Raw genomic sequence first — 10,996 nt, forward strand, 5'->3', positions numbered from 1 at the left:
TTCGGGTAAAGCTGTGGGGTGTTACCCCTCTAGAATGGGCCCAAGGAGGCAAGCAGTGACGCCAGAGCAAAAAGCCAGAGTCAGCATCGATGCGCTACTGCGCCAGGCGGGGTGGCACGTTTGCAATGTGGCTGATGCCAATATCCACGCGGCTACCGGCGTGGCCATCCGCGAATTCCCCCTCAACAACGGCTTTGGTTTTGCAGACTACTTGCTGTATGTCAACGGCAAAGCCTGTGGGGTGATTGAGGCCAAGAAAGAGGGCGCCACGCTTACCGGCGTGGAACTGCAGAGCAGCCGCTACGCCCAAGGCCTGCCGGGCACCTTGCCGGCATGGCGCCGTCCGCTGCCCTTTGTGTGGGAGTCCACTGGCGTGGAAACCCACTTCACCAACGGTCTGGACCCCGAGCCACGCGCCCGCAATGTGTTTGCCTTCTTCCGCCCCGAACTGCTGGTGCAATGGTTGACCTATTTGCCGACCCAGGCGGCTTCCGCCGTCCAGCAGGAGCCTGGCACATTTCTGTCACGCATGCGCAACATGCCGGAACTGGTGACTGAGTGGGGCAGTGGTGGTGCGCACTTTGAACTTTGGCCGGCCCAGATCGGCGCCATCACCAATCTGGAAAAAAGCCTGGCCGCCAACAAACCCAAGGCCCTGATCCAGATGGCCACCGGCAGCGGCAAGACGTTCACCAGCATCGGCTTCATCTATCGCCTGATCAAGTTTGGCGGTGCCCGGCGCGTGCTGTTTCTGGTGGACCGTGGCAACCTGGCACGCCAGACCAAGAAAGAGTTTGACGCCTACGCCTCGCCCTACAACAACTACAAGTTTGGCGAGGAGTACATCGTCCAGCACTTGCAGAACAACCAGCTCGATACCAGCGCCCGCGTGGTCATCTGCACCATCCAGCGCATGTTCAGCATGCTCAAGGGGCGCGAACTGCCAGAGGAAGCGGACGAAGAAAGTACCGAGCGCATTGAAGGCCTGTTCAAAGACCCCGAACCCATTGGCTACAACCCGGCCATCCCCATCGAAAGCTTTGACATCGTCGTCACCGACGAGGCGCACCGCAGCATCTACAACCTGTGGCGCCAAGTGTTGGAGTACTTTGACGCCTACCTGATCGGCCTGACCGCCACGCCCAACAAGCAGACCTTTGGCTTCTTCAACCAGAACCTGGTCATGGAATACGGGCACGCCCAAGCCGTGGCCGATGGCGTGAACGTCAACTACGACGTCTACCGCATCAAGACCGAAGTGAGCGAGCAGGGCGCCAAGGTGGAAAAAGGCTTTTGGCTCGAAACGCAAGACAAAGCCACCAGCCGCAAAACCGCCTGGCAACTGGACGACGACTTTGAATACCAGCCCGAAGAGCTGGACCGCGCCGTGCAAACGCCGGACCAGATCCGCACCGTGGTCCGCACCCTGCGCGACCGCTGGCAGGCCGACATGTTCCCCGCACGCACCGAGCTGCCCAAGACGCTGATCTTCGCCAAGGACGACAACCACGCCGAGAAGATTGTGGAAATCCTGCGCGAAGAGTTCGGCCGCGGCAATGAGTTTGCGCAGAAGATCACCTACCGCAGCGCCCAGGGCGGAGGCACCAGCCCGGAGCAGCTCATCAAGGACTTCCGCACCAGCTACTACCCGCGTGTGGCCGTTACCGTGGACATGATCGCTACCGGCACCGACATCAAGCCGGTGGAGATCGTCGTCTTCATGCGTTCGGTGAAAAGCCGCAGCTTCTTCGAGCAGATGAAAGGCCGTGGCGTGCGCGTGTGCAACCCCACGGACCTGGCTGCCGTCAACCCTGGCGAAGGCGTCAGGAAGGACCATTTCGTTATCGTTGACGCCGTGGGCGTGTGCGAGCGCGACAAGACCGACAGCCGCCCCATGGACACCAAGAAGAGCGTGCCGCTGGACAAGCTGCTGCAAGCCGTGAGCCTGGGCAACGTGGAAGACGAGGTTCTCTCCAGCATCGCCGCGCGCCTGGCCCGGCTGGACAAGGACGCCAGCGAGGCCGACAAGACCAAGGTGGCAGACCTCTCCGGCGGCAAGACCCTGCGCGACCTGGCGCGCGGCATTGTGGAAGCGCTCGCCATCGACGCCACCCAAGACATGCCACCCGCTGAGGCAGACCAGCGCCTGCGCGACGCCACCAAACCCTTTGCCTCACCCGCGCTGCGCGAGCACCTGCTGAAGATGAAGCAGAAGGCAGACCTGGTGATAGACACCGTGACACAAGACACGCTCATGGAAGCCGGCTTCAGCGTGGGCAGCGACAGGGCAACGCAGCTGGTGCAAAGCTTTGAAGACTTCATCCAACAGCACAAAGACGAAATCACCGCCCTGCAAATCCTCTACAGCCGCCCCACGCGTGCGCCGCTCAAGTTTGAAGACGTGAAGGCACTGGCCGAAGCACTGCACGCCCCGCCACTCAACATCGACGAGGGCGCCCTGTGGCAGGCTTACGCCACGTTGCGCAAAGACAAGGTCAAAGGCGCCACGCAGCGCCGCCTGCTGACCGACCTGGTCAGCCTGGTGCGCTTTGCCATGCAGCAGACCAACGAGCTGGTACCCTACCCGGAACGCGTGCAGGCCAACTTCAACGCCTGGCTGGCCCAGCACCAGCAGGCAAGCGGCAACGCATTCAATACCGAACAACAACACTGGCTAGAAATGATCCGCGACCACATCGCCGCCAACCTTGGCATAGAAATAGACGACTTTGAATACGCCCCCTTCAACACCGAGGGCGGCCTGGGCAAGGTGCACCAGCTCTTTGGCGCGGAACTGCCGAAGGTGATTGAGGAATTGAATCGGGAGTTGGCGGCGTGAGTGAAGTGGTTGCAAATGCGAGCTGGGAAACCAAGCGCTTAGATGAAGTCGTAGACATTTTGGACAGCAAGCGAGTACCCGTGAACTCCAAGGATCGGGAGTTGCGTCGCGGGTCAGTCCCCTACTATGGAGCAACCGGTCAGGTCGGATGGATTGATGCTCATATCTTTGACGAAGAGATCATCTTGCTTGGCGAAGACGGAGCGCCGTTTTTAGATACATCAAAGCAAAAGGCGTATCTGGTTCGAGGTAAGTCATGGGTAAATAATCATGCGCACGTGCTTCGTGCAAAGTCTGGTATTCCGGCGAACTATTTGAAGTATTGGCTTGACCGAGTCGATTACCGTCCCTTTGTTAATGGCACGACTCGTCTGAAATTGACGCAGGCGGAGATGCGTCGTATTCCTGTACCCTTGGCACCTGAGCGAGAGCGCTACAAAATCGTCGCCGAACTCGAAAAACAGTTCTCCCGCCTCGACGAAGCCGTCGCTAACCTCCAGCGCGTCAAAGTCAACCTCAAACGCTACAAAGACAGCGTTTATTCCGAAGCCTTTGGCAACACCCCGAACAGCACACTGGGTGAACTGATTGAAGTGGGTCCTCAGAATGGTCTCTACCTTCCAAAGGATATGTACGGCGATGGTGTTCCGATTCTTCGAATCGATGATTACCAGACAGCTTGGATTCGACCTGTGCAAGAACTGCGTCGAGTCAAAGCCACACAAGAGCAAATTTCAACTTGGGCCCTGTGTGAAGACGATCTAGTAGTCAACCGCGTGAATAGCATGACTCATTTGGGAAAATGCGTGCGCATCCCAAAATCACTAGCTGGAACTGTCTTCGAGTCAAACATGATGCGTATGCGATTAACCGCAGGCGTTTCTCCAAAGTACGTTGAGCACTATTTGGCATCACGGCTTGGAAAGAAGCGACTTACAGTAAATGCGAAATGGGCCGTGAATCAGGCCAGCATCAACCAGAAGGATGTCCGCGGCACACCGATATTCGTTCCTGATTTGGCGGCGCAGTTGGCGCTGGTGACAGAAATTGATCGTCAACTATCTATCGTCCGTGAAGTTGAGGCCGAGGTCGACGGCAACCTCCAGCGCTCTCAGGCGTTGCGGCAGGCAACCTTGGCGACAGCCTTTCGAAGTTAGGTATTTAAGGCGGGAGACTTATGAGGAATGCAAAAGCAACGCATGCAATGAGTGTCAAAACACTAGTAAGTACGTATCCTACTAACTTAACACAGGTCGAAGAATTTAAGCAGACATTCGCGGCGCGTTCAGCGATACATTACGCGGTTCTCGATGGAGTTGATGGGGCTTATATGCGCCACCTTCAGATCCGACTCAGCCGAAGTGATTCGCAGCTTGCGAAGAAACTGGAGTCAGGTGGGCACTCCTTTGATTGCGACGAGTGATAGACCCTTTTACAACTTATTTATGGAGAGGTATTTATGCGTTTCGAAGTTTTCGGTCCGTATCTTTTTAAAACACAAAGCATTATCAAAATTGATCACATCAAGGAGCTTAAGGCGGCCATTGCAGAAGACCATGAGCTCGCCAACTCACTGGCCGCGCCAGGGTGCTACGTTTTTGGTGTTAAGTCTACAGGTGCTCAACGCGTGGTTCCTTGGTATGTTGGTAAAGCGGAAAAACAGTCTGTTTTTAAGGAGGCAACAAATGCATCCCATCTGCAGCTATATAACGAAATTCTGGATAGCTATAAGAAGGGGCATCCGGCATTAATCTTCTTGCCACAAGTTACAAATTCCGGGCAACCCTCCAAAGTCGCAAAAGGGGAGGGAAAGAAGCCTTCAGTTGAATTCTTGGAAAACTGGCTAATTGCGGCTGCGCTCAAGTCAAATCCAAATCTTTACAACATTAAGAAGACAAAGATGCTCAATGAGTTATGGGTACGTGGACTTTTTAATCCAACTAAGGGTGACAGTAACGCCGCATCTAAAGAATTGAAGGCAACTTTGCAATTGTGAATTAATTGTGAGCGGCCCCTTTTCCCTACGTATCTTCGTAGCCGACGGCGACCCCGACGGTCTGCGCATCGTCGACAAGTCCAACTGGATCGGCAAGGCGCTGGTGTTCCCGCGTGCGTTGCTGCCGCAGGTCAAGGCGCGGCCCGAGCTGGCGCAGACCGGCGTCTACCTGCTGCTGGGGCCACGCCCCGGACGGAGAGGGCGACATGCTCTATGTGGGCGAGGGTGACCCCATCCGCCCTCGGCTGGAGCGCCACTATGCGGAGAGGGACTTCTGGACCCGCGCCATCGGCTTCACCACCGGGTCGGCCGGGCAGCTCAACAAGGCACATGTGCAGTTTCTGGAGTCGCGCCTGCTCGCAATGGCTCGCGCCGCCAAGCGCATGCCGCTGGACAACACCAACAAGCCCACCGAGCCCTCCCTGAGTGAGGCAGATCGGGCCGACATGGAAGTCTTCTTGGGCAACATGCTGGGCATGTTGCCGGTGCTGGGCGTGCATGCGTTTGAGCAGGCGCCCAAGGCTCCCGCAGTTACGGCGGGGCCGGTGCTTACCTGTAAGGGCAAGGGGGTGCTGGCCACGGGTTATGAGGCCAGCCAGGGGTTTGTGGTGCGGGCGGGGTCGCAGGCCGTGGTAACTGTCACGGCGAGCTTTACCCAAATGGCTGGTGCCAGTGAGTTGCGGGAGGATTTGCTCAGCAATGGTGTGTTGGTGGAAGAGGGGGGCGTGTTGCGCTTTACGCAGGACTATGTGTTTTCTGCCCCGTCTGCCGCTTCCGACATCGTGCTGGGAGGGAGCACAAACGGGCGTGTGAGCTGGAAGGACGCCAATGGCCTGACCTTGAAAGAGCTGCAGATGGCGGAGGCCGGGCAGTAAGTTATCTTGGAATGGAATAAGTTGCCGAACTTAACGAATTTTCCCAAATTAACCGAATGCGCTAAAATTCGGGTATCAACTTGCCAGTGAGCTTTGCACGCATGAACACTCTCGCTCTCACTTCACCGTTTGCCCCCGAATCCACACAGCCGCGCCATGGGTCTGATGACAGCTCTTACGCCACCGCTGCCCAGACTGATGCCGTGCTGCGCTCTGGCGCGCAGTACCGCCGTGAGCGCATGGAGGCTGCCGACATGATCACCACCGACGAAGCCGCCACGCTGGCGGGCACCACGCGGGTGACCATCAACGCCTGGATCAAGTCGGGCCGCTGCATTGGCGTCTCGCATTTGCGCCGCGGTTTCAAGCTGCCGCGCTGGCAGTTTGAGCCTGCGATCTGGCCCGCGCTGCAGCCAGTGGCCAAGCAGTTGGGTACGCCTGATGGCTGGCAGTTGCTGTCGTTTCTGGAGTCCCCCGCCACTGCGCTGGACGGCCAGACGCCGCGTACCGCGCTGGAGCAGGGCGCGCCGCTGGAGCGCATCGTGGCATTGGCAACGGCTGAGGCGCATTGACCTCATCCCATGAATTTCAAAACACCTTCGTTACTAGGTCACACACCGCCTGTTCTCGAAATTCCCGCACACCAGCTTTGGTATCGGGTGCAACGCACAACGGCCCGCAATGACAGCGTGCGGCACAAAGGCTATGTGCTAGCCCCGCCCGGTGGATTGGCCGGGCGCTTTGATCTTGCGGATGAAGCCACCGCCTATTTGGCTGACAGCCCTGAAACAGCTTTGTACGAAAGCCTGTTTCGCCGAGAGGTGCGCAGCTGCCATTGGAGTCGCATCGAGCAGCGTGCGTTGCTGACCTTTGAGACACATTCGCCATTGCGTCTGGTGGACTTACGCGGGCTGGAGACGCACTTTCCCGTATTGCAGTCCATGCGTTACGAAACCAGCCAGGCGTTTGCCCGTGCATGCAGGCAACAGGGGCTGCATGGCGTGTTGTACGCATCTGCTCAGCACGCCAGCCACAGCTGTGCGTGCCTGTTCATGGATGGCATGGACCGAACCAAGAAAGTGACTACGGAAGCGCTGGTGCAGCCAGGTACCGGGCTGTTGCTCAAGGCGGTGGTGAACGCGGCCCGTGGCTCGCAAGTGCCTATCCTGAAAGAATGAAGACCTTCCCCATCCGCCTGACCCCGGGCCAGGATATTGTTGTCACGGACGTTTTCAACTCCAAAGAACTTGACGTGCCCATTCCGGCAAGGGCTGCACCAGCTCTTGCGTCCAGTTACCTTTGCACGTTGCTACTGCTGTGTGTGTGCCGGGTGTGATGTCGGCGGAGTCGTAAAGAATGGCGGCGTCGGCCATGCGCACGGCTTGCGTCAAATGCTCCAGCGTACGTGGGTAGCGTGCCAGGATGCGCTCTGGAGGCACCGTATGGCCGCCTTCTGCGACGCGTTGAGCTACGCGTGCCAGCAGTCGCTCGGGGTGGTCCAGTGCCACCACAAGCAGCATCACGAAAAAGCCCTTGGATTGCGCCTCCTGAATCAACGCCAGTTTGGACGCGTGCGAGAACACCGTTTCACTCACAAACGAATGCCCAGCCCGCATCAGAGTGGCACGGCGCGCATCGGCCCAATGCCGAGCCTGGGTCGAGCGTTGCTCGGGATCGGTGAGGTGCTGCAGGTGGGCCGCTTCATGCACATCGGCATTGACGAATTCGGCCGACGCCGGGATGGTGCCAGCTAGAACGAGCGCCCGGTACAACGTGGACTTGCCCGCACCGTTGGGACCAGCGAGCAGGTAAAAGACGGGCTTTGCCAACTTACGCGCGGGCAGGTTTGGCCTTGCTTTGGTTGCTTGCTACCACTTCGCGAACGCGCTGCGCCAAGCTGCCATCGTTTTCCACTGCCATGAATTGGGCGAGCAAAGCGTCGGCTTGGTTTGTGGGCTCATTGCCGGCGACACGGGAGCGTTGCACTGTAGCCTCGTAGTTGGCAATGGCGGTTTGCGCTTCTTGCGCCGTAAGGCCGCTGTGTTCCACGATGCGCCCCAACGTGGCCCAATACTCCACCTGACCTGCCACCGAGCGGCGCATGGGTTGTGCAGCTTCGCGCGCCTGGTTCACCAGCGCGGCGGGCAGTTTGACGGATGCAAAACCCGTGTTGGTCTGGGTCATGGTGTTTCTCCTGATTGGCGCATTTTGCGCCAAAATGGATAGGGTGATCAAGATATGGTTTTTACAGGGCGTATCGACATATGAAGACCTTCCCCATCCGCGTGACCCCGGGCCAGGATCTGCGCAAAGCGCTGGAGTCTGCTGTCCAGTCCCAGAACTGCCGCGCAGCCTTTGTGCTGTCAGGCATTGGCAGTCTGTCCACAGCAGGCATTCGTCTGGCAGGAGCGGCTCAACCCACGCGGCTGACGGGCAGCATGGAAATCCTCACGCTGTCGGGCACGGTGGCAGTGGATGGCGACAAGACCGCCTCGCATATGCACATGGCGGTTTCCACGGCTACGGGGCAGGTGATGGGCGGGCATGTGGCGCCGGGTTGCATCGTGCTCACCACGGCGGAGGTGCTGTTGGCCTTGCTACCGGACTGGCAGTTCACCCGTGAGCCGGATGCGCAAACCGGGTATGACGAGCTGGTCATTCGGGAAATCAAGTGAAACTACATCGGTTCAATGTCACGGCTTGCTTTTTCATGGTGGTTCATTTACATTCAATATTCGCGATTCACGAATATTGAATGTAAATGCAACTCAAACCCCAAGACTTCCTGGTAGCCCTCAAGCTCGTGGCTTGGGGTGAGCAGCGCTGGACATATGCGCGGCTGGCGCAGGAGCTGGGCATCAGCGTCTCGGAGGCGCATGCCTGCATCAAGCGCGGGTTGCAGGCGGGGCTGTTGTTGCCCAACCGGGAGTTGCCGTCCCAACCAGTCGATGCTGGCAGTAACGCGGCGTCAGGCGTGCAGGAGCCAGTTGCCATCTACCGGGTTACTCGCAAGCGGGTGCGCCGCTCGGCGTTGCCAGACGGCCAAGCGGCGTCCGACAACGCAGTGCGGCCCCATCTACACAACTTGGTCGAATTTGCATTGCATGGCGCTAAGTACGCCTTCCCGGCAGAGAAGTTGCCATTGGTAGTAGGTGTGCCAACAAGTCATAGCGCCCCTGCGTTTGCCGGTGTGTTTGCACCTGGCAGCACAGACTTTGTGTGGCCGCACCCCAATGGTTCGGTGCGTGGCGTGGGGGTGGAGCCACTGCACCCGTCGGTTCCATTTGCCGCTATGCAAGACGCCAAGCTGTATGAAATGCTGGCCCTGTTTGATGCGCTGCGGGTGGGCAAGGCACGCGAAAGAGGGATGGCGCTGGAGCGCCTGCAAGCGCTGATTGACCCCGGCGCGCCCAAACCAGCAAAAGGGCCCATGTATGGCTAATCCCAATTTGAGTCTGTTGATCGCAATGGCCCAGGCGATGGGGCCGTTATGCAAGCAGGTGGTATTCGTGGGCGGCTGCGCTACGGGTTTGCTGGTGGACAACGCCAACCTGATGGATGTGCGCCCCACAGAGGACGTAGATGCCATTGTGGAAGTGGCATCCCTGGCCGCGTACCATCTGTTGGCAGAAGATATGACGCAGCGCGGCTTCAAGCAAACCATGGCAGACAACACGCCACCGTTTCGCTGGTACTGGAATCGCATGCAACTGGATCTGGTGCCTTTGGATGAAAAAATTCTGGGTTTTGCCAACCCGTGGTACCGCGTAGGGTTTGAAGCAGCGCAGTCTGTCGAAGTAGCAGAAGGGCTGCTATTGCGGCATCTGTCGGCTCCGCTCTTTCTGGCAACCAAGTTCGAGGCTTTCAAAGACCGTGGTCAAAATGACGTGTACCTGAGCCACGACTTGGAAGACATCATGACCGTATTGGAAGGGCGTTCAACGGTGACGCAGGAAATGACTACTGCAGATGTGGCCGTTCGCAAACACGTGGGCCAGTCCGTAGCAGCGCTGTTGGATATGCCCGATTTCCACAACGCACTGCCCGGTTTGCTGAGTGATCCGGAGCGAGAGCAGGCCGTCAAAACACGGCTGAAGCAGATCTCACAATTGAAAGAAGCATGAACACCAACACCAACACCCTCGTCCAGAAGCTCTGGAACTATTGCAACGTGCTGCGTGACGATGGCATGAGCTATGGCGACTATGTGGAGCAGCTCACTTACCTGCTGTTTCTCAAGATGGCAGATGAGCGCGCCCAGCCGCCGCACAACCAGGCCAGCATCGTGCCGGGAGCGTATTCATGGCCCTCGCTGTTGGCCAAGGATGGTGACGAGCTGTTTGACCATTACCGCCACGTATTGGAGGCGCTGGGGCAGCAGAAGGGCACACTGGGCCTGATTTTTGGCAAGGCACAAAACAAGTTCCAGGACCCGGCCAAGCTGCGCAGGGTGATCGTCGATCTGATTGGCGCAGAGACCTGGACCATCTTGGGCGCTGACGTAAAAGGCGATGCCTATGAAGGCTTGTTGGAAAAGAACGCGCAAGACACCAAGAGCGGTGCGGGCCAGTACTTCACACCGCGTGCACTGATCCAGACCATGGTGGATTGCATGGCGCCGCAACCCGGCGAACGCATTACAGACCCTGCTTGCGGCACAGGTGGCTTTCTCTTCACTGCACACAACTACATCACCAGCCACAACAAGAGCCTGACGCGCGACCAGCTCAAGCACCTGAAGGAAAAGGCCTTTACCGGTTATGAGCTGGTGCAGGCCACGGCCCGGGTGTGCGCCATGAACATGATGCTGCACGGCATTGGCTCCGAAAAACAGGTACCCGTGGTGGTGGGCGACGCGCTGGCCGCCGACCCGGGCGAGCGCTATGAGGTGGTGCTGGCCAACCCGCCGTTTGGCAAGAAGAGCAGCACAGTCATCGTGGGCGAAGACGGCCGCACCAGCACCGAGAAAGACACCATCGAGCGCGACGACTTCTGGGCTACCACCAGCAACAAGCAGCTCAACTTTGTGCAGCACATCAAGACCCTGCTGGCCACGCACGGGCGGGCCGCGGTGGTGCTGCCCGACAACGTGTTGTTTGAGGGCGGTGCGGGCGAGACTATCCGCAAGAAGCTGCTGCACGAGTGCGATGTGCATACGCTATTGCGCCTGCCCACCGGCCTGTTCTATGCGCAAGGTGTGAAGGCCAATGTGCTGTTCTTTGAGAAGAAGGGCGCAAGCGAAACGCCGTGGACCAAGCAGCTCTGGATTTATGACCTGCGCACTAA

12 protein-coding genes and 1 pseudogene are annotated in these 10,996 nt (G+C 58.4%); 11 read left to right on the forward strand and 2 right to left on the reverse strand.

Annotated elements, in window-relative coordinates; translation table 11 throughout:
* The first annotated feature begins 55 nt into the window (after positions 1-55).
* The 7 genes from AC1RMF_RS04520 to AC1RMF_RS04550 all read left to right on the forward strand — a co-directional run bounded on the left by AC1RMF_RS04520 (position 56) and on the right by AC1RMF_RS04550 (position 6,888).
* Entirely contained in the window at positions 56-2,839 is a 2,784-nt protein-coding gene (locus tag AC1RMF_RS04520) for a type I restriction endonuclease subunit R (RefSeq protein WP_493139875.1), read from the forward strand.
* Positions 2,836-3,996, forward strand: a complete 1,161-nt coding sequence (locus AC1RMF_RS04525; RefSeq protein WP_493139877.1) for a restriction endonuclease subunit S — start codon at positions 2,836-2,838, stop codon at positions 3,994-3,996. Before AC1RMF_RS04520 ends, AC1RMF_RS04525 begins: the two co-directional genes overlap by 4 nt.
* A 302-nt stretch (positions 3,997-4,298) precedes the next feature.
* Entirely contained in the window at positions 4,299-4,835 is a 537-nt protein-coding gene (locus AC1RMF_RS04530; protein ID WP_493139879.1) for a hypothetical protein, read from the forward strand.
* A gap of 7 nt (positions 4,836-4,842) precedes the next feature.
* The gene (locus tag AC1RMF_RS04535; protein ID WP_493139881.1) at positions 4,843-5,064 is read left to right on the forward strand and encodes a hypothetical protein; all 222 of its coding nucleotides are present in this window, start codon (positions 4,843-4,845) and stop codon (positions 5,062-5,064) included.
* Positions 5,042-5,710, forward strand: coding sequence for a GIY-YIG nuclease family protein (locus tag AC1RMF_RS04540; protein WP_493139883.1), 669 nt, complete (start codon positions 5,042-5,044; stop codon positions 5,708-5,710). The genes AC1RMF_RS04535 and AC1RMF_RS04540 overlap by 23 nt, the downstream gene beginning before the upstream one ends.
* A gap of 101 nt (positions 5,711-5,811) precedes the next feature.
* On the forward strand, positions 5,812-6,282 hold the full coding sequence (locus tag AC1RMF_RS04545; protein ID WP_493139885.1) for a hypothetical protein: 471 nt from the start codon (positions 5,812-5,814) through the stop codon (positions 6,280-6,282).
* Between the two features lie 9 nt (positions 6,283-6,291).
* Positions 6,292-6,888: an RES family NAD+ phosphorylase gene (locus tag AC1RMF_RS04550; protein ID WP_493139887.1), complete on the forward strand. Its 597-nt coding sequence runs from the start codon at positions 6,292-6,294 to the stop codon at positions 6,886-6,888.
* Between the two features lie 54 nt (positions 6,889-6,942).
* Here the strand turns inward: AC1RMF_RS04550 and AC1RMF_RS04555 are convergent, their stop codons facing one another.
* Positions 6,943-7,539 carry an ATPase gene (locus AC1RMF_RS04555; protein ID WP_493139890.1) on the reverse strand — a complete coding sequence of 199 codons (597 nt, stop codon included), beginning with the start codon at positions 7,537-7,539 and terminating at the stop codon, positions 6,943-6,945.
* A gap of 1 nt (position 7,540) precedes the next feature.
* Positions 7,541-7,894: a TA system antitoxin ParD family protein gene (locus AC1RMF_RS04560; RefSeq protein ID WP_493139892.1), complete on the reverse strand. Its 354-nt coding sequence runs from the start codon at positions 7,892-7,894 to the stop codon at positions 7,541-7,543.
* A gap of 77 nt (positions 7,895-7,971) precedes the next feature.
* On the opposite strand from AC1RMF_RS04560, the pseudogene AC1RMF_RS04565 reads away from it, so the two are divergent.
* The 4 genes and pseudogenes from AC1RMF_RS04565 to AC1RMF_RS04580 all read left to right on the forward strand — a co-directional run.
* Positions 7,972-8,385, forward strand: a pseudogene (locus AC1RMF_RS04565) (PPC domain-containing DNA-binding protein); the annotation flags it as partial.
* Positions 8,386-8,471: 86 nt separating this feature from the next.
* Complete coding sequence (locus AC1RMF_RS04570) at positions 8,472-9,152, forward strand: hypothetical protein (protein WP_493139894.1); 681 nt, start codon at positions 8,472-8,474, stop codon at positions 9,150-9,152.
* A complete protein-coding gene (locus tag AC1RMF_RS04575) occupies positions 9,145-9,834 on the forward strand; it encodes a hypothetical protein (protein WP_493139896.1) in 690 nt (229 codons plus the stop codon). The genes AC1RMF_RS04570 and AC1RMF_RS04575 overlap by 8 nt, the downstream gene beginning before the upstream one ends.
* Positions 9,831-10,996 (forward strand): type I restriction-modification system subunit M (locus AC1RMF_RS04580; protein WP_493139898.1); only part of this gene is annotated, 1,166 nt, incomplete at its 3' end. The genes AC1RMF_RS04575 and AC1RMF_RS04580, both read left to right, overlap by 4 nt.

Source organism: Rhodoferax sp. GW822-FHT04A08 (assembly GCF_058801025.1).

Coding starts and splice junctions, on each gene's coding strand:
- AC1RMF_RS04530 (WP_493139879.1), top strand. CDS start 4,299: ATGCGTTTCGAAGTTTTCGGTCCGTATCTTTTTAAAACACAAAGCATT.
- AC1RMF_RS04575 (WP_493139896.1), top strand. CDS start 9,145: ATGGCTAATCCCAATTTGAGTCTGTTGATCGCAATGGCCCAGGCGATG.
- AC1RMF_RS04570 (WP_493139894.1), top strand. CDS start 8,472: ATGCAACTCAAACCCCAAGACTTCCTGGTAGCCCTCAAGCTCGTGGCT.
- AC1RMF_RS04540 (WP_493139883.1), top strand. CDS start 5,042: ATGCTCTATGTGGGCGAGGGTGACCCCATCCGCCCTCGGCTGGAGCGC.
- AC1RMF_RS04545 (WP_493139885.1), top strand. CDS start 5,812: ATGAACACTCTCGCTCTCACTTCACCGTTTGCCCCCGAATCCACACAG.
- AC1RMF_RS04560 (WP_493139892.1), bottom strand. CDS start 7,894: ATGACCCAGACCAACACGGGTTTTGCATCCGTCAAACTGCCCGCCGCG.
- AC1RMF_RS04550 (WP_493139887.1), top strand. CDS start 6,292: ATGAATTTCAAAACACCTTCGTTACTAGGTCACACACCGCCTGTTCTC.